This is a genomic window from Enterococcus sp. GPZ-007 (genome assembly GCF_059374735.1).
The window spans coordinates 49685-72528 of the sequence record NZ_JCAFYN010000011.1; the positions used below are offsets into that span (position 1 = coordinate 49685).

The following is a 22844-nucleotide window of genomic DNA, read 5'->3' on the forward strand; positions in this document are numbered from 1 at the left end:
TTTACAATTGGCGATTTCCAATTCAAAAAAACCGAATGACCTGCTCACTGTCGATTTCAACAGCGGAGAATCAATCGGCTATTCTGCTATCAAATACTGATGGATTTCAAACCTGGAAATATTTTATCGTATAAAGTAGCATAGTAAAAAAATTCAGCAACCAAAAAACCGCTGAAATAGATGATCTCTCATCGCTCAGCGGCTCCATTTATTACAATGACTTGCGAACGGCATCCGCTATTTTTTCGATTTTCGGTCCATAAACCACCTGAATATGAGTGTCCGAAGGTTTGATAATACCCAAGCTACCAGTTTTCTTCAAGATATTTTCCTGAACCAGATTCATATCACCTATATCTACCCGCAGCCGTGAAATACAATTATTGACTACTTTGATATTTTCTCGACCACCTAGTCCGGCGATCACCTGCATTGCCAGCGAATTATCACCATTAAACGAGGCAGCATCGACTGCTTCATCCTCGTCAACCTCCTCTGCCACGTCAATCGATAATTTTTTCTTACTGAGGTATCTCATAAAGACAAAGTAATAGAGTACAGCGTAAATTGGACCAACCACTAAGACCATATACCAGCGGGAACCAGGCTGCATCACACCCCAAACGATGTAATCAATCAAGCCGCCACCAGTATTTCCAATAGCCACACCTAAAACTGACATCAATAAGAATGAGACACCGCCCATTAGTGCATGGAATAAGAAAAGCATCGGTGCGATAAACATAAATGAGAACTCTAGTGGCTCCGTGATGCCTGAAATAATACTAGCTGCTACACCAGCAATCATCAATGCCTTTACGCGATCCTTCTTATCTGATGGGCTTGAACGATAGATCGCCAGCGCTGCCGCTGGAAGACCAAACATCATAAACGGCATTTTCCCTTGACCTAGAAATTGGGTAAAAGGTCGCAAGGTATCAATGTCTACCTTGTCGAAAAATTGCAGGAAGATATTCAGACAACCTTCGACACCTTCGTAGACTCCACCAACCGCAGTCGTTCGAAAAATACTATTTAGTACATGATGCAAGCCCGTCGGAATCAGCAAACGCTCTAAGAAACCAAAGAAGAATACACCGATTGAACCCGCGCTGCCGATTAATGTACCTAAAGCAGTTATCCCAGCCGATACAGGCTGCCATACAAACGGCGCCACTTGACCTAATAGCCCCATTACTAAAATCACCACGATCGCAACAAATCGTTTTCCACCGTAGAAAGCAATCGCCACCGGAAACTGAATCTTATGGTATTTATTATGCAGAAACGCGACGATTATTCCGGTCAAAATTCCCGCGACTGCACCCATATCAATTGTCTCCACACCTAGAATTGGCGCCACGCGCAACGATTCAAAATTGACAAACCCGGAATTTACCACAGTGCTGGCACTAACTAAAAATGTATAATACCCGACAAAACCTGCAAAAGCGGCGATCCCTTTGTCCTCTTTTGCCATTCCTAATGAGATCGAGATCGCAAATAATACTGGAATCAACGTAAATACCACACCAGAAATCGTTCGCAGCGTATCAATGATATAGAATACGGCTGGATTTTCCAAAAATGGCAACGCAGCAACCACCTGATCCTTTAGCAGCGCCCCTGAGATTCCTAACAGAATCCCACAGGCGGCTAAAGCGGCGATCGGCATCATCAAACTGCTGCCTAATGTTGAGAAAAAATCCATTATTCTATTCTTTTTCATTTCTTTTCCTCCTCGCCTCGTCAGCTTAACTTAACTCAGGCCACATACCCTTGTTTGCTTCAATCAATGTATCCAACACTTTACGAGCTTTTTTCCCATCATTGACCAGTCGGTTTAACGTTAACGCCTGCAATGCTTTTTGATATGAATTTTCATAATAAGCATCGACTAAAAGCTTTTCACTGGAAACTTGATTGACCAACAATCCTAAGTAGAATTGAGAAATATTTCCTACACCCATTGGACGAGGACCGTTTGCACCAAGCTCACAGACAACCTCTACCATCGCATCATCCTGCATATTTGCGATCGCACCATTATTTTCAACAATCAAAATGTGGCGGTTATTCTTATTAAAGGCGATCGCAACCGCGACTTCAATCATCATTTCCGCATGAGCATCACTGATGTCATCAAATTTATCTCCCAGAGTCCCAGCAGCAATGATCTCTTCACACTCGGCAAAAACCCGTTTTTCTCTTCCTGCCATTACTTCGTCGGCACGCGTAAAATTTGGATCCAGCGTTTCAGCTTTATATTCTGGATATAAATAGTACTGGTCATAGGTATTCGGCAAATATTCAGGATAATCCTTCATCATCGTTTCGACCATGCCATAGGTATCCAGCCAAGAAGGATCTCTCTGCTCAGCATCTTGTGGTAGAAAACCTTGTTTCTTTATTAGTTCCTTGATCTTTGGCAACAAATCTTCGCCAGTATTTTTGTCATAAATATGTGTGAACCAACCATAATGATTCAAACCAAAATAGACAGGATCTAAATCTTCCCAAGAGCAGCCCAGCAAGCGGCTGCAGGAACGAACAACATTCTCAGGCTGATCGCAGATATTTAGAATACGTTGATCTTCCGGGAATTCGCGCCGTAAAGCCTCAGCGACGATCGCCGCTGGATTAGAATAATTTAGGACCCATGCATCAGGTGCATATTTTCGAATATCATGCACCGCCTCGATCATTTGAACAATTGAGCGCAATCCATAAGCCATACCACCGGCGCCACAGGTTTCTTGTCCGACTAAGCCCATACTCAAAGGGATATGTTCATCTTGTGCCCGCATTGGCAACCCGCCTGCCCGCATTTGCATAAAGACAAAGTCCATGCCCTCATACGCTTCTTTGCTATCTGTCGTATAGGAAAAGTCTAGCTCAGGAAATTGCTCGCGATATAAAATATCACCAAACTTTCCGACTAAATCTTGACGATCTTGATCAATATCAAACAATACTAATTTCTTTAGTGGAAATTCTTTTTTCATTTTAACGAAGGATTTCAAAAAACCTAATGTGAAGGTACTTCCTCCACCAACGATACAAACATTATATTTTTTCATGCTCAACATTCCTCTTAGATAAAATTTTTTGCTCACTATTAATGGCCATTTAATATATTTTAACTATGCCATCAATTGAAAACGAATACAATATCTTGTATTATTTTACGTGAGGATCACTGATAAAGTGATTTGTCACAGAACTTGTGACAAAATGCACTCAGAATTCCTAAGAAAGGATGTGCGATATGTTAGCTGATATTTTAGACAATGAAATGATGACTAGCCTTAATCCCAATGAACAAACCATTTTACATTATATTTATACTCATCCAACAGAAGTTGAAGGAGCGACCATTAGAGAACTGGCAGATCAATTAGCGGTCTCCACTACTACAATTCTGCGTTTTTGCAAAAAAATAGGGTTGGTTGGCTATAGCGAATTGAAGTATATCATAAAGCAAAGCAATGCCTCTATCCCACAGGATATTTATAAACAAACATCTGATGCTGCTTTTTTACAAGAGATGTCACAGGATATTGAAAATACGCTGCTACTGATGAAGGAACAAACCGTTCATCAAATGATCGACCTGCTGAATAGCTCAAAACATATTCATCTATACAGCGGCGGCGGAATCTCAGGACGAGTATTGGATTATTGGGAAAAGATGCTGTTTTCCTATGGGCGGCAAAATGTTTACCGCTATGAAGCCTCTCGCCTAGCTTTTCATATCGCCGACACTTTGACAGATCAGGATGTGCTTTTTGTGATTAGCTGCAGCGGAACTTATGAACCAACCATTCGAATGGCAAATCTAGCAAAAATGCGGGGAGCTACTGTTGTAGCTATTACTCCTTATACTGATAACGTTCTGGCGACGACCGCCGATTTGAACTTCCGCTTTTTTGGACATCCGCGGCAAAATAAGAACACAGAGTTTACTTCACGTTTACCAATTTTCTTCGTGATTGATACGATTTTTAAAGCCTATCTTGTCTCACTGGAGGGGAATTCAAATGAATGAGCTTTTCGCAACGATTGACCTAGAAAAATTATCAGAAAATGAACGCGGGATGCTGAATTATATTCAAGAGAATCCTGCATTGATCGTTCGGATGACCCTTCATGATCTAGCCAGTAAGCTATTTGTCTCAGACACCATTATGATTCGCTTCTGCCAAAAGCTCGGTCTATCAGGATTTAGCGAGCTAAAATATTTGATCAAAAATGAATTGGAAATGGTCAAAAAAAGACAGACTCTCTTTCGTGAACAAATCGAGCAGCAAATCAACGATTTTAACTATTTCTTGGAATTCGCTCCAATAGAAGAGCTGCATTCGATTGTTCAACTGCTTTGCAACGATCAGCCATTGTACATTCACGGACGAAGCTTGAGTGCTATTCCAGCCAAATATCTCCACACTGTCTTAAATACATTGAATCGACGCTGTATTTTAGTAGAAGATCTTCACTTGATCAAGAGTATCAGTCGCACTATTCAGCCAGGCTCTGTTATTATGATTACCTCGGCGAATGTTCCAGTGGCAATCTATCAAGAGATTTTTGCGAATGCGAGGAAGAATCAAGCAAAAACGATCTTGATTACATCTCAGAAAAACGAACAGACTGAAAACTTAGCTGATTATTGTTTGTTCAGCAAAGATACCCCGCTGACTTATAATGAGACAGACGTAAACTCGCGAATCAATATGCTCAGTCTGATACAAATAATCATCGAGCTTGCCAGTAAAGAACTTTTATCTGAAGAAACTTTTCCAATATAATAGCCTCTGCACATAAAAACAGAAGGACCAAATGACTACCAAAATTAATAGTCATTTGATCCTTCACTTTCTTTTTGTTAAGTATTCATCATAAAAACTTTACAGTTCTTTTCTAATCAATGTTGTCCATCGGGAAAACAATCCCAGACTGTCTTCTCATTTCAGTCAACGTCTCATGAATAGCCAAGCTTGTTTCGAATGAGACTTTGGTTGATTCGATTTCGCCCTTCTTGACCTGCTGGATCATATCAGCGATCTCATAAGAAAAGTTCTCTTTCGGAGAAACACCTAACTCGGTTCTTTTACCGGTTTTTCTTTCAATAAACGTGATTTTCTGCGGCTGGCTTGGTTGATCGATCAGAAGCTGTCCTAATTCCCCACAAATTTCACAGGTATTTACCGTGTCGCTGGCCTTCGAATAATTCAGTGAAACATTGAATCCGTCATAGCTTAAAATACTAGAGCCAGCGACATCGGCACCTGTATCAAGCAGTGAAGCTGTGCTGAGAATTTTATCTGGTTTCCCGAAAAGCCCGACACAATCAGCTACAACATACACCCCTAGATCCATCGTTGCCCCATTGGCTAACTCATTTCTGAAGGTCGTGGGATTTTCGCCAGCTAAATAGGCGTCGTATCTGGAGGAATACTTGGAAAAATTCAAATTGACTTGGCGAATTTTTCCGACTAACTTCAGATTTTCTCGCAGAATTTGAAAGTTAGGATTGTATAGTGGAATCAAGCCCTCCTGTAAATAGGTATTATTTTTTCTGGCACACGCAATCAACTCTTTTACTTCCTCAACATTCGCGGCTAACGGTTTCTCACAAAATGTTGGCACACCTCTTTCCAAAAAATAGGTGGCAATAGCATGATGGAGACTGTTAGGAACAGCGATATAAACCGCCTCGATCAGCTCTGATTCGTACATTTTCTGATAAGAATCAAAATGATGAGAGATTCCGAATTTTTCGCCATAGTTCTTAGCCTTAGCCAGCGAAGTTCCGCAAACAGCGACAACTTCACATTCTTCGACTTGTGCGGCACCTGCCATAAAAAAATCTGATACAAAATTTGTTCCAATTATGCCAAATTTCAACTTGATTTCCCCTCTCTCTTCCAATCGATAATGACACCGGTATACTCTTCTTTTTTGTTCATCAACCCATCATAAGCCGTCATTAAATTTTCTTCGGTCGGTGTGATGACATGGCTGATGAATTGCTCCACATCAATGATTTTTTTGTTTAATAGGCTCTCGATATATTTTAGACTTCGCTGAATCGATAGCCGTGATCCTTCTTTTTCCTCATAAGGATATCTGCGATTAAACGCCCCGATGACCGTCAGCATTTTTGTATGAATCGCGTTGAAGGAATCCGTAGCATTCGTTACATACTCGGTTCGCGGCGATCCCAGCAAAATGACTTGCCCATACTTGCCAGCAATTTTAATCGCCGTCTCGATGCTTTCAGAAAAACCAGTCGCATCAACAACAATATCCGCGCCCTTATTCTCAGTCAGCTTCATCACTTCCTCGCACTGATCCTTTGGTGCACAATGAACCACATGATCTACGCCAATTGCCTGCGCTTGTTCTGCGCGATGCTCGACCGGTTCCAGCGCAATGACTTCGACACCCATTTGCTTGTAATAAATCGAAAGGATCAAGCCTAAAGTACCCATACCTAGAATCGCGACAGTGTCCCCCAGCTTAACATCCGCCGGTAAAATACCATTCATAGCGATCCAGCACATCATCAAAAAGGACCCTTCGATTGGCGTTGTCTCTTCCTTCAGTTTAAACAGGACTCCTCCGTCACTTTTCTTAGGATCGTAAAACTGCAAGCTGCTGTGAGGTCCATTAAAAAGAACCTTGTCACCAATCTCAAATCCTGCTATATCAACACCAGTCTTCAAAATCCTGCCGACAGAGCAATAGCCTGGTCGAACCGGATAGACGGCTGCCTTCTTCAACCCAAATACCCGCGACAATTCGGTTCCAGCACTAATCAAAGAAACATCACTCTCGATCAAACATTCTCCCGCTGAAATGGCATCTGGATCGATCCGCTCCTCTACTAAACGGACATCCTTAACACCATTGATCACAACACTTTTAGCTAAAATTTCGATCACCCTCTCAAAAGTTGATATGTCGACATGTTCTACCGAAAGCGTAACACGTTGTTAGAAGTCCGTCAATATGCTATTATTAGACCAATAATGATATATCAACTTCATAAGTTGACTTATCTACTATTTAAGAATAAAGTTGGTGAATAAAATGACAACGACCCAAAATTTCAAATACAACGTAATCAAAAATGATCTCATAAAAGCGATCCAAACCAAAGAACTAAACGCTGGAGACAAGGTCTTATCCGAAGCAAAGCTATGCAAAAAGTACAACGTCAGCCGAATCACTGTCACTAGAGCGATCAACGAATTAGTCGCAGAAGGCTATCTTTACCGCATCCAGGGTAAAGGAACCTTTGTCAAAGGCAAACAACTTTCAGAAGGCGTTTCTCAGCTCGCCAGTTTCACCGATCGAATGAAAGACAAGCAGCTGAAGCTAGAAACTAAGGTACTAGAAACATCAAGTGTTAAAATCCCTTTGAAGATGGCAAACTTTTTCAACCTACCGAAGGACAAAAATGTCATTCTGCTAAAAAGACTGCGCATCGTTGACGGAGAATTATTGTGTTTGAGCATTTCTTATTTGATTCCAGAAATTTTTTATTGGACCACGTTAGAGGATATGGAAAACGAATCGCTCTTTAATCTTTTGGAGAATAAATATGACTTCAAATTAGGCAACGCCACCCAGGAATTCGAGGTTGGATATTTGACCGAAAAAAATGCAAAATACTTGGAGATATCCAGCCAAGACCCTTGTCTTAAGCTGTCATTATACAGCTCTTTAAAGGATGGACGACCGGCTCAATTTGAAGAAACCTATTACGTCGGCAGCAAGTACGCCTATCAGATCATGCTGCCGGCGCCGCAGTCCTTTAATAATGTACTTAATGCGGAGGAAATTGAGTAAAGAGCGAACGCGCATATACTTTCCAAATGGAAAGAAATATGCGCGTTCGCTTTCTTTTTGTTAAGTATTTTTGAAAAAATTTACGATCAGTCTGAATTACCATCGGACTCTTTTCTTCTGCAATAATCGACATAACCAAAGGCAAAGGCCTCGATCAACAGGAAAAATGACGAGGAAGTTTGCAGCCACCAGTCGTTAGGATTGGGGCTGCGACTGCTTGAAGCGTAAAGTGAATAGTCAGCTCTGCCAGATAAAAGATTATTTTGCATGTTGGTAATTGAAACAATCGTTGAATGATAGGTCGAGAGAACATTCAACACATTCAGAAGATGCTGATTTTCTCCGGATAAGGAAAAGACAAAGATCAGATCGTCCTTAGTAATATTTTCGATGATCCGCTTGAACTCGTTTGATTGTGAGGAGGCTGGGATCATTTGCGCGGGTTTTCCGATCAGCAGCAGCAAGCGCTGCAATTCTGCCGCTTGGTTTTGCTGGGTGACGCCCGTTCCCAGCAGATAGACATTTCGACTGTTTTCTAAGGCTTGATAAATCTTTTCCCAGTTATTCTCTTCAAGGTAGCGGATGGTTCGTTCCGCATCTGAAAAAATTCTTTTCTTAAAAACAGCGTCTTCCCCGCTATCATTTGGATTGTTCTGCCACTTCAAAAAGTTGCGCAATTCGCTAAAGCCAGTAAATCCCAGCTTCTGCGTAAAACGAATCACGGATGATTTTGAGGAATGACATATTTTCGCAAACTCATTGGTTCCCATCGTTGCCAGCTCTTTGGGGTGTGCATTGATGTATTTTACCATCTGAATGTCTACGTCATTGAGCAGCTCATAGTTTTGATTGACAATATCGGAAAAAAGCATCTTCAGCCCTCCTTAGTGGTTTCTTTCACCTTACAAAACTTTCACCAGATACTCAAGCTAGAAAAGAGCATTAATGATCTTCGCCATCATTAATGCTCTAAGAACTAGTTTAATTCAGGCCACCAAGTACCGTTTGCTTCAATCATTTCATCTAAAATCTGCTTCGCAACTGTTGCTGAAGGGACGGTCTTGGAAAGCGTCATCGCCTGCCATAATTTTTGATAGGATTTTTCTTCAAAAGCATCTACGACCAATTTTTCCACCGCCACTTGCTGCTCAATCATGCCTTTTTGGAAGTGCGGAATTTTGCCCATGCATAGCGGTTCATAGCCGCGTTTGCTGACGAGACAAGGCACTTCCACCATCGCATCATCGTCCAAATTGGCGATCGCCCCTTCGTTTTTGACAATCAAGAGCATCCGTTCATAGGTATTATAGGCAAGAGCACCTGCCAACTGAACGATAAATTCCGCATGCTCTCCCGCTTCAATCGTCGTATCTTCCGCCGTTTGTGCTGCTGCGATCCGTTCGCACTCGGCAAAAACATTCTTCTCACGATTGTCCATCACTTCGTTGGCCCGGGTATAATCTGGATTCGCGTGAGCAACGACATAATCAGGATATAAGTAGTATTTTAGGTAGGTATTTGGAACCGTTGTTGGGTCGACTGCATAGACGTCTTTGGCTTTTTGGAAAGTATCCATCCAGCTGGTTTCTTCCAGCAATGGATTTTCTTTGCCTTCAGACGCCGCATAGCCGTATTTTGAAAGATGCTCCTTTAACTTCGGCATCAGGTCATTGCCTTGCTTGTCGGTCATTTCGGTCCACCAGCCAAAATGATTCAGCCCATAATACCGATCAACAATCTCGCTTTCGTTTTCAAGACCGACAATATCCGCGATAGATTTTTTGATGGCAACTGGCATATCACAAATATTGATGATTTTCGCATTCGGACGCATTCTTCGGGTCGCTTCTGCCACGATGGCGGCTGGATTTGAATAATTCAGCATCCACGCATTCGGCGAATATTTTTCCATGTAGTCAATTAGCTCCACCACGCCTGGAATCGAGCGCATGCCATAAGCCATGCCGCCAGGCCCACAGGTTTCCTGCCCTACTACACCATATTTCAACGGAATCTTTTCATCCTTCTCACGCATCGACAAGCCGCCGACACGAATATGAGCCATCACAAAATCAATATCGGTAAAGGCTTCTTCAGGATCAGTGGTGGCTAAAAATTCGATCTCTGGCGCGCGTTCTTTGACGATCACCTCGCAGGCTTTCGCGACAATGCTTTGCCGTTCTTCGTCATTATCGTAAAATTTCAACTTCCGCAAAGGAAATTTGTCTTGGTTTTCAATAAGCATCATGACGATTCCCGCGGTATAGGTACTTCCTCCGCCTGCAATTACAACTGACTGTTTTTCCAACTTCATTTTTCTCTTCCTTTCGCTGCGTTCAAACTTCTATGACTCACTCATCCCTAGTCTTTCGCAGATATCTTCTTTGAATACTTGCACGCCCATGCCGATAATGACTTGAACATTCGTGCCATTTAAGACCACACCCTTTTGCTGGGAGATCTTTTCTAACTGGGCAGAATCGACTAACGTTTGATCCTTGACCGTCACTCTTAATCTAGTAAAGCAATTGGAAATGCTTTCGATATTTTCTTTTCCGCCTAAACCAGCAACGACTAAGTCAAAGTCATTGTTACCAGCAGTCGCTAAATCTCCATTAGGAACATTTTCCAAAACGAGTTCTTCTGCTAAATCATCCTCTCGTCCTGGCGTTTTAATGTTCAATTTATTGATTAATGTCACAAAAATCAAATACCAGATTACGGACATGATCAGTCCAACGATGATTACTAGATAGAACTTCGTAACCGACGGACTGAATACGGAATTTGAAACAAAGGTGTCAATCAATCCATAAAGCATATACGTTCTGGCACCGATCGCCCAAAGGATCGTCTCTGAGACAGCCGTTAGCAAGCTGTGCACCAGCCACAATAATGGCGAGACAAATAAGAAGGTGAAGTCGATCGGCTCCGTGATTCCTGCCACTGCTGAAACAAACATTGAAGGCAAGATCATCCCCTTCACTTCATCCTTGCGATGCTTTTTAGCACAATGGATCAGTGCCAAAGCCACCGCGACTGAACCGAATATTTTTACAAAACCAAAGGTCGCAAAGCGCAAGGACGGATCCAAGCTCGTGATCGTTCCGGCATTCGCCATCTCTGCATAAAAAATATTCGCTGCGCCATTATACACTTGACCGCCAATCTTCGCAGTCCCGCCTAAAGCGGTAAAACAAAAAGGCATCCATAATAAATGATGCAAACCGGTTGGAATCAAGAAACGATTTCCAAAGGAGTAAATGAAGACCCCAAGTAATCCAGTTGTCAAAATGAACCCCGATAATGACGAGATCCAGCTATTCACCACTGGCCAAATATAGCTCATGCCGATCGCAGTTACTAAGATAATCGGAATCAGAATCATGAAGGAAAGACGCGAACCGCCGTAGATACTCAGGAAATCAACAAACTCCTTATCAGAAAAACGATTGTGAATAAACGCTACGAGACACCCCACGAACATTCCTAAAAAGACATTCATATCAACGACCTGGAAGCCTAAAACAACCGCCTGCCCTGTTCCGAAAAGCCCCATTTCACCTGCTTCAGCTAATTGCTTGGTCAACGTCAACCAAGCATTATTAGCCGCTAAAAAGAATAGAAATGCGATTAATGAGATAAGAGCTGCTTCCACTTTTTTCTTTTTTGCTAAAGAGGCTGTGATCCCGACACAAAATATCAATGCCAAATTATTCAACATGCTGTCCATCATCGTCTTGATCAATCCACCGAAAGTCTGCAAGACAGTCGGCATGAACTCTAATTGTAAAATAACAGAAACTGCCAAGAACAACCCCATTACCGCCATGAACTTGACTGGAACGATTACCGCTCTGGAAAAGTCCTGCATTGTCTGAGAAAATTTACTTTTCATTATTTCTCTCCATTCGTTTTATTGAGTATACGTATCTCTTGATCCTAGATTAACAACATTTGAAATCAGTTACAATATCTCGCCAGCTCTTTGGACCCAAGTCCACGGATAGAAACCAAAGAAGCAATTATTTAATTTTTAATAACAGAGAGTCATTATTAGAAACTAAAGCAAATCTAATATTCAAGAGTTAACATTATATTTTACGAATATCAGCCTTACAGAGACCATAATAAAATCTTTAACGCGCAAGATATTTAATCAGTAGCTAATCGAATCTATAGAAAAAAGCAGCTAAGTTCTCTCTTCATTTCTAAGAGAAACTTAGCTGCTTTTTATTGCTTCGATATACCCCCTACAGCTATGGAATATAACCGCTTCTTCTTTCTCAATTGATTCGGAGTCACGGGCAGCTCTCCGTTTAAAAAGTGAATAACATCGGGAAAAAGATCGATAAAATGGAAAATCACTTAATTGTATCTATAAGTACAATTAGACTGTAATTTTGATGTTTTGTATCTTGTCAAAGCATCATTTGCGTGCGCATTAAATAAAAAAAATACAAAACCCTTTTACAGAGTTCTGTATCTTCTCTTTTAACTATTTTAATGCTTGATTACATCCATTGGGTGCGGTCCCGCTACTCCGACAAAAATGAACCGCTCGTCCCCTGTATTCTTCATACCATGCTGCTCTCCGGGCCGCGAGATAATCAAGTCGCCTTTCGTGATTTCCACCTCTTCACCATACCCCGGATAAAAGGTTCCGGTTCCTTGAATACAAATCCATAGATCATCGGAAGTTGTATGGGAATGATTGAAAACAGTCTGACCAGGTTCTAAACACCACAAGGCGCCGGCAGTCTTCTCCGTCTCGTAGAAGAAACTCTTTTTACCTTCTGCGGGATCAAAGCAAGCAACATCTTCTACTTTAAACAGTCTTTCCTCAATTTTTGATTTTGACATACTACTCATCCTTCCTTAAAGCGCCTTCATTCTTTGGTAAAAGCGAAATAGTTGTTCGGCGGTTTGCTGAATGCTTTCTTTTGTAATAGCAGGCTGTAAAAGTTCTGCCTCTGTTCCTATGCTGTGGATGATCGAGAAAAAAGCATCAATTCCGCAGTCGTTGCATTGATAGGCATCCTCGGAAGTACTGCCGGCGATCGCGATCAATGGTTTGTTGTACTTTTGCGTGATCTTCGCTAAAGCAGAAGGAACCTTCCCCATCACAGACTGGGCATCTAATCTGCCTTCCCCGGTAATAACAAGATCGGAATTTTTAATTTTTTCCTCAAACTGCTTCTCTGCTGACAATAACTGGAAACCGGAATGAACCTCTCCTTTTAAATAGGCCAGAATCGCAAAGCCTAGTCCTCCAGCTGCACCAGCCCCAGCTGCTTGAGAAAAATCTTTTTTCAAATAGTCTGCTGTAATTTTTGCGAAATGCTGCAATGAAGCATCGAACTTAGCAATATCAGCCTGCTTGACGCCTTTTTGCGGACCGTAGATTGCTGTTGCTCCCTGCTCCCCACATAGAGGATTCGTCACATCACTGGCAATAGTAAAATGACATTGTCGCAATTCCTCCGGCACCTGCGTATCGTCCACCAGATCAATGTGCTCCATATCACAAATACTTCGAGAAATTTCCTCACCATTCTTCTTCAAGAAACGGTAACCCAAAGCCTGAAGCATCCCCATACCACCGTCATTTGTCGCACTGCCGCCTAGACCGATCAGAAATTTTCTTTGTCCTTTTTTGATCAGCGTCCGTAGCAATTCTCCCAAGCCATAAGTCGTCGCTTGCCAAGGATTCAGCTCTGCTTTTTTCACTAGCATGATCCCTGAGGTTTCCGCAACTTCGAGGATTGCCTTATCTTCTAACAGACCATATGTCGCTTTGATTGGTTTTCCCAAGGGTCCGGTTACTGTTTCTGTCTTGATCGAACCAGAAGTACCTGCGATGAAGGCTTCGACTGTTCCTTCCCCGCCGTCAGCTACAGGTAAAATCTCGATTTCTTGAGATTCACTCATTCCAGCTTGGATTCCTTTTTTTACGGCAGCGCCAGCTTCTAATGAGCTGGCGCTGCCCTTGAAGGAGTCCATCGCGATGACTATTTTCATGCCGATCTCCCCCTTTTCATCACTTAAGCATTAACAACATTTACAGGGTTACCCTGTTGGAATTTCTCGACATTCTCCACGGCGATATCCATCAAACGAGAACGTGCTTCACGAGAAGCCCAAGCCATATGAGGTGTAATGATCATGTTCTTCGCCGCTAACAATGGATTGTCCATTTTGATCGGCTCAGTTGAAACGACATCCACCGCTGCACCGCCGACTTTTCCGCTATTCAAGGCATCTCGTAAATCCGCTTCATTGATCAATTGGCCGCGAGAATCATTGATAATATATATACCATCCTTCATCTTCGCGATATTCTCCTTATTGATCATGCCTTCCGTTTCTGGGAATAGTGGACAATGCAATGAAATCACGTCTGATTCCTTGAATAATTGATCCAAGTCCACCATTCTAGCACCCGCAAAAATTCCTTCTGTATGACTTCTGTCATTGGCGATTACCTTCATCCCTAGGGCCTTGGCGATCGCGCCGACTTTTTGGCCAATCCGACCATAGCCGATGATCCCGATCGTTTTGCCGGCCAGTTCCATTTGCGGTGAGTTCCAATAGCACCAATCTGCATTATTGGTCCAATCGCCAGCATGCACCGTGTTGGAATGATCGCCGATGCGGTGACATAATTCCAATAGTAACCCGATGGCATATTGTGCCACACCGTCTGTTCCATAGGTTGGAATATTGGTCACTGTGATTCCGTTTGCTTTAGCGGCAGCCACATCAACCACGTTATAGCCGGTTGCCAAAACGCCGATATATTTCACACTAGCTGCTGCTTCGATGATTTCTTTGGTCATTTGTACCTTGTTTACTAAGATGATTTCAGCATTTCCGATTCGTTCAAGAACCTGTTCTTGCGGTGTCCGATCGTAAACGGTCAAATCTCCTAAGCTGCCTAGCGCCTCCCAGCTCAAGTCGCCAGGATTTTCGGTATAGCCATCTAATACGACGATTTTCATACGAATCTTCCCTTCTCTCTAGTCTTCTAGTAATGCCCAAGCACGTTCAATCACTCGTTTGGTATTCGCGACAATGATATCCCCATCTTCATCGGGTCTTGGTTGAACCTCAAAGGACAGAACCATCGGAGATCTGGCATCTAAAAAGCCTTCGTCCTTCAGCACTTGGAAAAAGTCCAGTAACTCCGGTACATCATTGGCACTGTTGGGATAACCAAATCGGGGATGCAAATCACCATAGGCTTCGCAGCCTTCCGTAACAACGTTATTGCCAATATGCAGGTGTGTGATATACGGTTTTGTACATTGAATGACAAATTTACTTGTTTCATAGGTTGTCGGGAAATGAGATAAATCAACAATCAAACCAAAGTTATTATGGGTTAAGCAAACATCTGCCGCAAATTGTGCAGCTAATGGCGCTGGTCCAATCAATGAACATTTATCCATGTCATAATCGAAGATCTCTAATTCGATCATCATGTTCTTTTTCGCAGCATAGGTACACAGATTGCGGGTCGTCTTCAATAGCTGCTGATAAGCCTCTTCCTTCGTCGCCGCTTCCCATTTGCCTGAAAGGAAGGCAATCCCTTTTGCGCCTAAATATTCTGCCTCGTCAATGGCTTCTAATAATGTTTGCTCCGCCTTCAGACGATCCTCCTCATTGATCGCATTAGGATTCAAACCCGGTCCCAATAAACGCGGCTGCGCTCCGTAGCACACACGCATATGGCTTTGAGCCAAAATATCTCGCGCGTCCTCACGCTCTTTGTCTTCTTTTACTTGCGTCATTTCGATCGCGTTGAAGTAAGGATCTCGTGATACTTTCGTCAAGGTGTCTAATAGCGGGTATTTTTGCGGCGGATAGCTCATCCACTGGATTAAACCCATGTCAAAATATTTATGAATACTTTCTCTCATCTTCGTCACTCTCTTTCTTTAATTGATCGTCTTTTAAACAAATGATTTCACATTGTCCAAGGCATTTCCCATGTCACACAATTGTTCCGTTTTACAAATTGCATCGATCACATACGTTTTGCCCGATGCTTTCGCCCGATCGATCGCACCCTTCAGCTCATCTGGTGTGAAGACCCGTTCACCGACACAGCCGAAGCCTTCAGCGACCTTCACATAATCCATCGTACCGTCTTGGTTGTAAGGCATATCTACCGCATACTCAAAGCCGTAAGCCCCTTTTTGGTTTTGACGAATCAAGCCGAGGTAAGCGTTGTTCACGATGATTACGATGATCGGTTTCTTGAAAGCCGCCGCAACAGCAATCTCTTCACCCATGAAGGTAAAGCCGAAATCGCCTAGTACAGTTACTGAATGTGCTGCTGGATCAGCCACTTTGGCTCCAAAAGCCGCAGGCACTTCATAGCCCAATGTTCCAGCTCCGCCTGATGGCAAATAACGGCGCGAACGATTGATTTTCTGCAATTGTCCACTCCAGATCTGCGTAATCCCGCAGCCGGCCGTAAACATGGTCGAATCATCAAACGCAGCGTTCATCTCATGGAAGACCCGATGCGGCATCATTGGCTTGCTGTCAAAGTCTGTTTTACGCGCCAACTCTTTTCTGGTAGCCGGCAGGTCAGCTGCTCGCTTAGAATTGATTGGCTTCGCCTCACGCGCTTTTGCTTCCGCGATCAATGCTGTCAACGCTTCTTTCGCATCGGAAACGATTCCTAGTTCTGGATCAAAGACTTTTCCGATTTGTCCTTTTTCAATATCAATGTGAATGAACTGGCGCCCTTCACGATAAACAGCCAAGTTACCTGTGTGGCGATCTGTGAAGCGATTCCCGATTCCAACTACCAGGTCAGAGTCCAAGAAATATTTATTCCCGATCGGTTGACCAACTTGAATTCCCGCATGTCCCGCGTTTAATGGATGCTCTTCCGGCAATCCGCCTTTAGCCATATAAGTAGTGATTACAGGAATTTCTAACATTTCTGCAAATTCAATTAGTTCTTTTTCCGCATGAGACAGAATCACACCGCCGCCCATGACGATAATCGGTGCTTCAGCTTTTTGGATCATGTCCATCGCTTGCTTAATTTCAGCTGTTTCTGGCTTAACCGTATCGTTGGTTGCTGGTTGATAACTATCGATGTCAAAATCGATCTCGGTTTGTTGGATATCCAGCGGCAGATCCAGCAAAACTGGACCAGGTTTGCCATTACGCATTAGATAGAAGGCTTCCTGCATGATCTCAGGAATTTTTTCAGCGTCCAAGATACAAAAAACTTTTTTACACACGGTTTTAGCTATACTTTCCATATCAACACATTGGAAGGCATCCTGCTGCATTTGCCAGCTGTTGGCTTGACCTGTGATTGCCAAAACTGGAATCGAATCAATATTGGCTGTGTACAATCCGGTCACAAAGTTGGTTGCCCCGGGCCCTGATGTACAAAGTGCTGCACTAATTTTGTGTGAGGCACGGTAATAGCCATCTGCCGCGTGCATACACGCTTCTTCATGACGCATACAAAAATGTTCGATTGGCGCATCTTCTAAATATTTGTATACAGGGTTGATCCCTGCCCCCGGAATCCCAAAGGCATCGGTGATTCCTTCCTTTACCATAATCTGAACAATCGCATCTGCTGCTTTCATATCCATTCCTTCTTCCTTTTGTATTTCACTATGTGATATTGCGTTTCACTTTATTGCATGTTACCATGTGAGCAATAGCCCAACAATGGAAGCGGTGTATTTTTGTCACCCCAAAATTTGATTTGTCCGAAATGAACAAAAGAAGAATTTAACGAATGAACAAAGGAGCCTTTATAAATGGAAGAAAAGCAGTTAAAAATCAATCACTCCGTCCAAAAAACCTTCGCAATCATTGAACTCATGACAGCAGCCGATGATGAAATGTCGTTGAATGACATTTCAAAACAAACGACCATCCCCAAAGCAACTGCATCACGGCTGCTCTACACTTTAATGACGATGGGATACGTTCAGCAAAATCAAAAAAACGCTGATTATTCCCTGAGTTTAAAATTCAAATTGCTGAGCAGCAGTGCGGCAATCAATCACGAGCTGGTTGCGTTGGTTCGACCTTACATGCAGCAAATTTCCACTGAATTGAATGAAGCAACTTGTTTGTCTATTTGTGACAATCAAGAATTAGTTTATGTCGAATCAATCGACAGCCAAGACAACCTTTTGAATGTCACGCAAAAAATCGGCAAACGGGCGCCGTTGTATTGCACGGGGGCCGGAAAGCTTTACTTAGCTAATATGACTGATGAGGAGCTAGCTAACTACTTGGCTCAAATTCAATTACAATCTCTAACTAAAAAAACGATTACTACCAAAGAAAAGCTGCAAAAAGAACTTTCACGGATCAATAAACAAGGCTTTTCAATGGATGATGAGGAATGTGAAATTGGTGTCAAATGTGTCGCTATTCCTTTGCTGGATCAAAAACGAAATGTCATTGCCACACTCAGTGTCTCGATGCCGACCATTCGTGCTACCAAAGAAAAAATCAAAACGACGGTCCAAATTTTGCAAAACGCAACAAAAAATTTCCACTTGTAGGCAGCCGGTCTAATCCCAACTCAAAAATAGGAGAAAAATATGACGTCAATAAAAGAGATTCTTCAGACTCCCCGCTTTTCTGAACTATCATTACTAAACAAACGCGCTGACTTGGAACGTCCCCTGGATACGATCGAGATTTTTGAAACACCGGATGTTTCCTACTACATTCAAAAAAATGCGCTGCTAGTCACGACAGCCATGGCCTTTCGTGATGATACGGATGGACTATGTAATTTGGTACGCTCGCTGGCTAAAGTGCCCTCCGCTGGATTAGCGATCAAAATCGGACGCTATTTAAAGGCAATTGATCCCAAGGTTTTGACCGTCGCTGACGAGTTGAATTTTCCGATTTTACAAATTCCAGTCAGTCATCAGCTCGGCGATATTTCCCATAAGCTGCTTAGTTTTCTTTGGCATGATCAAACAGAGCAGATCTTTTACGCCTTGGAGATTCAGCAAAAGTTTGTCAACTTGATGATCCGCGGCGCCTCGGTGGATACCTTAATGAAGGAGCTCAGCTCGATGATCAAGCAATCAGTTTTATTGATTGATCCTTTTGGCGAAGTCGCCAGCTCTCAAATGCAGTACTCCAAGCTTGAGATGCCGAAAAAACAAAAAGCAGTTCTTTTGGAAAAAATCCGTGACTGTCAAAAAAATAAACGTCGCGAGCAGCTGCTGCTTGAATTGGGCCAGAAAAAAATGCTGATCAGTATTTTCCCCCTTAGTTCAGATCGCTATTTGCCTTATATGCTGGTGATTTTTGATCCAGATGAGCTGCCCTATCCCTTCTCACAATTTGCCATTCAGCAATCTTTGACCGTCCTGACACTGGCGCTTTATAAGGAACAGACCTTGCTAAATGAAAAACGGGCCGAGCGCAGAAGTTTTCTGACGTATCTGTTAAATCGTAAAACAGCCTTGGGAGATACGGATTGGTTAGAATATAAACGCCACTTTCCCAATCTGAACTCTAACTATTACCGCGTCATCTACATAGAGTCCTTAATCAAAAAGGATCAACACTTTTATGCGAAAGAAATTGATGCTTTGACCTATGATTATCTATTCCAGTATGTTGAGGAGAAGTACGAAAATATCATGCTGTTCCCAACCGAGCATTTGAATCAATGGGTGTTTGTGATCCAGAAAAAGAGTGAGATATTGCCTATTTTGGAGGAGGTCCACGAGCAGCTTCTATCATTGTTCGGTGTCTATGCCCGCTTTGGCATTGGTGATCCAGTCAATAATATTGATCTGCTCCATTTTTCTTATACGGAGAGTAAACAGGCGTTAGAGGAATCAGAGGACAAGAATGCATTTGTCTCCTACAATAAAATTCAAGGCATCAAGCGGATCACCGAAAATGTCTCAAATGAAGATATGCGCTACTTCTGCATTTCAATTTTAAAAAATCTCGCCTATCCTGACAACGAGCAGGATAGGGATCTAAGAAATACACTGATGACCTACCTTGATATGCAATGTGAAATCACCAAGACAGCGGAGATGCTTTTTATCCATCGAAATACGGTCAAATATCGGATTAAAAAATGTGAGGAGCTGCTAAATAATCCGATTAATGATTCAGAATTTTCTTTGCAGCTGCGAGTAGCCCTATTTTTATCGGAGCCGGATGCAGGTTAAACAATCTAAAAATAAAAAGACTGCTATCTCGATTTTCGAAATAGCAGTCTTTTCTCTCGTGTATTAGCAACTCTGCTCAGTTATTTCAGCTTCTGCTTCCTTCTTTTGGCAGACTTTATTAATTAAGTAAAAGACGAAAGTCCCGAAGAAAATGATCCCTATCGCTAAATAAAAGGCATAAACCTTTGTCCCTGTCGTATCGGAAATGAACCCCGTCACTGAGGGAACGATCACAGAAGCGGACATTCCAAAAAAGTTAAAGACCCCATAGGTCGTGGCGATACTCTTCTTGGGAGCGAATTGTCCCAGCCAAGAAATAATGATCGGTTCTACCGCAAGTTTTCCTAAGAAGCCATACATCATAATCCCGATGATCAAGAACGTTTGATTCGAGGTCGTAATGGTCAAGAACAAGACAGCCGCAGCAGATATTTCTAACAGAATGATGATCGTTGTTTTTTTATGAGGAATTTTATCCGCCACGCGACTAAAGAGCAATGCCCCAGGAATTGCCGTAAAGAAGACTAAGGAAGACGCCACACCGATTGATGTCCCTTGAAAACCACGTTCCGTTTCTAAAAAATTAGGCAGCCAGGTATCGATTAAGTAATAAGTATACAAAGTAGAAAAATACAAAATATAGGCCGCGATCATTGGTAGCTTGAACAAATCCTTAATGGAACTGTCAGTCTTCACTGTAGCAGGCTCCTGCTTAACTTTTTTTTCCCCTCGAATAACTTTTCTAAAAACAATCAGCATAACGACGATTAATACGGCTGTCGCAACTAATAGATACTGCCAAGGCAGTACCCCTTCTCCCACTAAAAAGCTGGAGGAAACCAGACCTAGTCCGCTGCCGACCGCTGTCCCGCTATTAACGATTGCTGTAGCTAAGCTTTTCTTATCCGCTGGGACATACTCGGTAGTCAAGGAATATGCCACGCCATAATACGTTCCGCAGCCCAAGCCCGCTAAAACACTACCGATAAAGACCAACGACAGACTCGAAGCCGCCGCCACGAATAGTGTGCCTAGCCCGAACAGTAAGAAACCAGGAATCAATATTTTTTTCTTGCCAAATCGATCCACCAGCAATCCTGAGGGAATCTGCATACTGACATACCCTAAAAAATAGAAACTAGAAATATTGCCTAGCTGTGCATCTGTCGCGCCGCCAAAATAATCACTAATGATCGGATAAATCGGTGTTAATACCGTCCGATAAATCCAAATAACGATCCACCCTGCAGTTAATACGAAAATAATCTGCTTCCAATAGGGAGCTCGTTTTGTATCCACTTGTTCTTCCATTTTTACGTCCTCCCTTTAAATCAAAAAACTTGATGAAGCTGTGCCGGATTTCGGCACAGCTCATCGTCTGAATTATTGTCTATTTTTTAATGAACTCACCTGGGAATTCAGCCGTCACACCAGTCTCTTGACTGTAAATCGTTTCGCCACGCAGAATCGTTTGAACAACTTGCGCACCGATTTCACGTCCAATATAAGGACTGATCTGGTTGCGATATTCTAAATCTTCCGCTTTTAAGGTGTATGGTGCATTCGGTTTGATTAAGACAAAGTCCGCGTCCTTGCCGATACTGATCCGGCCTTTAGAATCCAAATCATAACGGTCAGCTGGATTTGTCGCAATCACATCAGCAAACATCTTCAAGCTCATCCCGCGTTTTTGAACGCCTTCATCGTACATAACGTCTACGTTATTTTGTACGCCAGAGATACCGCCCCACGCTTCAAAGGCATTCTCTTTGTCCTTCAAATCCGGTGTACATGGCGAATGGTCAGATGTTACAAAGGCAATTTCGCCTGCCAATAATTTTTCCCACATCGCTTCACGGGTATCTAAATCACGGATCGGCGGTGAACATTTCACCACTGGACCAATGGCATCCAGCTCATCGGTGTGGAAGTACAGGTAATGGGTACACGTTTCACAGGTTACGTCCACACCTTCAGCCCGCGCTTTAGTCACTTCTTCTACGCCTTCAGGACAAGCCACATGACAAATATGAATCCGACAGCCTGTTTCTTTGGCTAAAAGAATAGCACGGCGAATTGGTTCAACCTCTGTGAAGACCGGACGACTTTCTACATAAGCCTTCAATGTTGTTTCGCCATTTTTATAAGCAATTTCGCCTAATTTATCAGTAATCGTCGCATTTTCTGCATGGATCGCTAAGACCTTGCCCGTTTCAGCGATTTGCTTCATGCCTTCGTATAAAGAATAATCATCGACATTCATAAAATCGCCGTCGATCGTCCGGTCGCCGCAGGTCGCCATGAAGCATTTGTAGGCTGCCACACCGCCATCATTTAACTCTTGGATCCCGCCTTTAAGATTTAACGGAGTCAACCCGCCGAACGATCCGACATCAGAGCGTAATTTGTTTTTGCCGGCAGCATATTTGATTTCTAAGCTTTCTGCGTCCGTAGTCGCTGGGACTTGGTTCAAAGGCATTTCCATAAATGAAGTAACGCCGCCTTTAGCACACGAAGCTGTCCCTGTGACATAGCCTTCCCATTCATCACGGTAGCCGCCGCCAGGATCAGTAATATGCACATGGGCATCCAACATACCGGGACTCACAACTAAACCGGAAGCATCCACGACTTTGTCTCCAGCTAAATCATTTCCAATCGCTACGATGACTCCGTCCTTAACAGCTACATCTGTTTCAACTTCTCCACTTTCTAAAATTACCAGGCCGTTCTTAATTACTAAATCGTGACTCATTCTGTTTCCTTCCTCTCTAAAGC

General features: G+C 42.7%; 19 protein-coding genes. 5 read left to right on the forward strand and 14 right to left on the reverse strand.

Going from position 1 to position 22844, the window contains the following annotated elements:
* Nucleotides 1–211: 211 nt before the first annotated feature.
* Both AC4J95_RS07950 and AC4J95_RS07955 read right to left on the reverse strand, forming a co-directional pair.
* Nucleotides 212–1729, reverse strand: a complete 1518-nt coding sequence (locus AC4J95_RS07950; RefSeq protein WP_494549401.1) for a PTS transporter subunit EIIC — start codon at nucleotides 1727–1729, stop codon at nucleotides 212–214.
* A gap of 25 nt (nucleotides 1730–1754) precedes the next feature.
* Nucleotides 1755–3080: a 6-phospho-alpha-glucosidase gene (locus AC4J95_RS07955; RefSeq protein ID WP_494549402.1), complete on the reverse strand. Its 1326-nt coding sequence runs from the start codon at nucleotides 3078–3080 to the stop codon at nucleotides 1755–1757.
* Between the two features lie 188 nt (nucleotides 3081–3268).
* Here AC4J95_RS07955 and AC4J95_RS07960 point away from each other — a divergent pair, with 188 nt between their 5' ends.
* Together AC4J95_RS07960 and AC4J95_RS07965 are read left to right on the forward strand one after the other, a co-directional pair.
* Nucleotides 3269–4048, forward strand: coding sequence for a MurR/RpiR family transcriptional regulator (locus AC4J95_RS07960; RefSeq protein WP_494549403.1), 780 nt, complete (start codon nucleotides 3269–3271; stop codon nucleotides 4046–4048).
* A complete protein-coding gene (locus AC4J95_RS07965) occupies nucleotides 4041–4808 on the forward strand; it encodes a MurR/RpiR family transcriptional regulator (protein WP_494549404.1) in 768 nt (255 codons plus the stop codon). The genes AC4J95_RS07960 and AC4J95_RS07965 overlap by 8 nt, the downstream gene beginning before the upstream one ends.
* 112 nt (nucleotides 4809–4920) lie before the next feature.
* Here AC4J95_RS07965 and AC4J95_RS07970 read toward each other — a convergent pair whose 3' ends face one another.
* Nucleotides 4921–5907, reverse strand: coding sequence for a Gfo/Idh/MocA family protein (locus AC4J95_RS07970; RefSeq protein ID WP_494549405.1), 987 nt, complete (start codon nucleotides 5905–5907; stop codon nucleotides 4921–4923).
* Nucleotides 5904–6947, reverse strand: a complete 1044-nt coding sequence (locus AC4J95_RS07975) for a zinc-dependent alcohol dehydrogenase (protein WP_494549406.1) — start codon at nucleotides 6945–6947, stop codon at nucleotides 5904–5906. The genes AC4J95_RS07970 and AC4J95_RS07975 overlap by 4 nt, the downstream gene beginning before the upstream one ends.
* Before the next feature lie 148 nt (nucleotides 6948–7095).
* On the opposite strand from AC4J95_RS07975, the gene AC4J95_RS07980 reads away from it, so the two are divergent.
* On the forward strand, nucleotides 7096–7857 hold the full coding sequence (locus tag AC4J95_RS07980) for a GntR family transcriptional regulator (RefSeq protein ID WP_494549407.1): 762 nt from the start codon (nucleotides 7096–7098) through the stop codon (nucleotides 7855–7857).
* 86 nt (nucleotides 7858–7943) lie between these two features.
* Here the strand turns inward: AC4J95_RS07980 and AC4J95_RS07985 are convergent, their stop codons facing one another.
* The 8 genes from AC4J95_RS07985 to AC4J95_RS08020 all read right to left on the reverse strand — a co-directional run bounded on the left by AC4J95_RS07985 (nucleotide 7944) and on the right by AC4J95_RS08020 (nucleotide 17489).
* Complete coding sequence (locus tag AC4J95_RS07985) at nucleotides 7944–8729, reverse strand: MurR/RpiR family transcriptional regulator (RefSeq protein WP_494549408.1); 786 nt, start codon at nucleotides 8727–8729, stop codon at nucleotides 7944–7946.
* A gap of 104 nt (nucleotides 8730–8833) precedes the next feature.
* Nucleotides 8834–10171: a 6-phospho-alpha-glucosidase gene (locus AC4J95_RS07990; RefSeq protein WP_494549409.1), complete on the reverse strand. Its 1338-nt coding sequence runs from the start codon at nucleotides 10169–10171 to the stop codon at nucleotides 8834–8836.
* Between the two features lie 30 nt (nucleotides 10172–10201).
* Nucleotides 10202–11755, reverse strand: coding sequence for a PTS transporter subunit EIIC (locus AC4J95_RS07995; RefSeq protein WP_494549410.1), 1554 nt, complete (start codon nucleotides 11753–11755; stop codon nucleotides 10202–10204).
* Nucleotides 11756–12360: 605 nt separating this feature from the next.
* Nucleotides 12361–12720 (reverse strand): cupin domain-containing protein, encoded by a 360-nt coding sequence (locus AC4J95_RS08000; protein WP_494549411.1) that lies wholly within the window; start codon nucleotides 12718–12720, stop codon nucleotides 12361–12363.
* 15 nt (nucleotides 12721–12735) lie between these two features.
* Complete coding sequence (locus AC4J95_RS08005; RefSeq protein WP_494549412.1) at nucleotides 12736–13878, reverse strand: glycerate kinase; 1143 nt, start codon at nucleotides 13876–13878, stop codon at nucleotides 12736–12738.
* 23 nt (nucleotides 13879–13901) lie between these two features.
* A complete protein-coding gene (locus AC4J95_RS08010) occupies nucleotides 13902–14858 on the reverse strand; it encodes a D-2-hydroxyacid dehydrogenase (RefSeq protein WP_494549413.1) in 957 nt (318 codons plus the stop codon).
* Nucleotides 14859–14876: 18 nt separating this feature from the next.
* The gene (locus tag AC4J95_RS08015) at nucleotides 14877–15779 is read right to left on the reverse strand and encodes a sugar phosphate isomerase/epimerase family protein (protein ID WP_494549414.1); all 903 of its coding nucleotides are present in this window, start codon (nucleotides 15777–15779) and stop codon (nucleotides 14877–14879) included.
* Nucleotides 15780–15812: 33 nt separating this feature from the next.
* A complete protein-coding gene (locus AC4J95_RS08020; protein WP_494549415.1) occupies nucleotides 15813–17489 on the reverse strand; it encodes a thiamine pyrophosphate-dependent enzyme in 1677 nt (558 codons plus the stop codon).
* A 171-nt stretch (nucleotides 17490–17660) separates the two neighbouring features.
* Here AC4J95_RS08020 and AC4J95_RS08025 point away from each other — a divergent pair, with 171 nt between their 5' ends.
* On the forward strand, nucleotides 17661–18419 hold the full coding sequence (locus tag AC4J95_RS08025) for an IclR family transcriptional regulator (protein ID WP_494549416.1): 759 nt from the start codon (nucleotides 17661–17663) through the stop codon (nucleotides 18417–18419).
* A gap of 39 nt (nucleotides 18420–18458) precedes the next feature.
* Nucleotides 18459–20066, forward strand: a complete 1608-nt coding sequence (locus AC4J95_RS08030) for a PucR family transcriptional regulator (protein WP_494549417.1) — start codon at nucleotides 18459–18461, stop codon at nucleotides 20064–20066.
* Nucleotides 20067–20129: 63 nt separating this feature from the next.
* Here AC4J95_RS08030 and AC4J95_RS08035 read toward each other — a convergent pair whose 3' ends face one another.
* Together AC4J95_RS08035 and allB are read right to left on the reverse strand one after the other, a co-directional pair.
* Complete coding sequence (locus AC4J95_RS08035) at nucleotides 20130–21377, reverse strand: MFS transporter (protein ID WP_494549418.1); 1248 nt, start codon at nucleotides 21375–21377, stop codon at nucleotides 20130–20132.
* 79 nt (nucleotides 21378–21456) lie between these two features.
* The gene (allB, locus tag AC4J95_RS08040; protein ID WP_494549419.1) at nucleotides 21457–22821 is read right to left on the reverse strand and encodes an allantoinase AllB; all 1365 of its coding nucleotides are present in this window, start codon (nucleotides 22819–22821) and stop codon (nucleotides 21457–21459) included.
* Nucleotides 22822–22844 lie beyond the last annotated feature (23 nt).

What these genes read in the sequence shown, in the direction of transcription:
- AC4J95_RS07950 (WP_494549401.1), bottom strand. Translation starts at nt 1,729, where the DNA reads ATGAAAAAGAATAGAATAATGGATTTTTTCTCAACATTAGGCAGCAGT.
- AC4J95_RS07955 (WP_494549402.1), bottom strand. Translation starts at nt 3,080, where the DNA reads ATGAAAAAATATAATGTTTGTATCGTTGGTGGAGGAAGTACCTTCACA.
- AC4J95_RS07960 (WP_494549403.1), top strand. Translation starts at nt 3,269, where the DNA reads ATGTTAGCTGATATTTTAGACAATGAAATGATGACTAGCCTTAATCCC.
- AC4J95_RS07965 (WP_494549404.1), top strand. Translation starts at nt 4,041, where the DNA reads ATGAATGAGCTTTTCGCAACGATTGACCTAGAAAAATTATCAGAAAAT.
- AC4J95_RS07980 (WP_494549407.1), top strand. Translation starts at nt 7,096, where the DNA reads ATGACAACGACCCAAAATTTCAAATACAACGTAATCAAAAATGATCTC.
- AC4J95_RS07985 (WP_494549408.1), bottom strand. Translation starts at nt 8,729, where the DNA reads ATGCTTTTTTCCGATATTGTCAATCAAAACTATGAGCTGCTCAATGAC.
- AC4J95_RS07990 (WP_494549409.1), bottom strand. Translation starts at nt 10,171, where the DNA reads ATGAAGTTGGAAAAACAGTCAGTTGTAATTGCAGGCGGAGGAAGTACC.
- AC4J95_RS07995 (WP_494549410.1), bottom strand. Translation starts at nt 11,755, where the DNA reads ATGAAAAGTAAATTTTCTCAGACAATGCAGGACTTTTCCAGAGCGGTA.
- AC4J95_RS08000 (WP_494549411.1), bottom strand. Translation starts at nt 12,720, where the DNA reads ATGTCAAAATCAAAAATTGAGGAAAGACTGTTTAAAGTAGAAGATGTT.
- AC4J95_RS08005 (WP_494549412.1), bottom strand. Translation starts at nt 13,878, where the DNA reads ATGAAAATAGTCATCGCGATGGACTCCTTCAAGGGCAGCGCCAGCTCA.
- AC4J95_RS08010 (WP_494549413.1), bottom strand. Translation starts at nt 14,858, where the DNA reads ATGAAAATCGTCGTATTAGATGGCTATACCGAAAATCCTGGCGACTTG.
- AC4J95_RS08015 (WP_494549414.1), bottom strand. Translation starts at nt 15,779, where the DNA reads ATGAGAGAAAGTATTCATAAATATTTTGACATGGGTTTAATCCAGTGG.
- AC4J95_RS08020 (WP_494549415.1), bottom strand. Translation starts at nt 17,489, where the DNA reads ATGGATATGAAAGCAGCAGATGCGATTGTTCAGATTATGGTAAAGGAA.
- AC4J95_RS08025 (WP_494549416.1), top strand. Translation starts at nt 17,661, where the DNA reads ATGGAAGAAAAGCAGTTAAAAATCAATCACTCCGTCCAAAAAACCTTC.
- AC4J95_RS08030 (WP_494549417.1), top strand. Translation starts at nt 18,459, where the DNA reads ATGACGTCAATAAAAGAGATTCTTCAGACTCCCCGCTTTTCTGAACTA.
- AC4J95_RS08035 (WP_494549418.1), bottom strand. Translation starts at nt 21,377, where the DNA reads ATGGAAGAACAAGTGGATACAAAACGAGCTCCCTATTGGAAGCAGATT.
- allB (WP_494549419.1), bottom strand. Translation starts at nt 22,821, where the DNA reads ATGAGTCACGATTTAGTAATTAAGAACGGCCTGGTAATTTTAGAAAGT.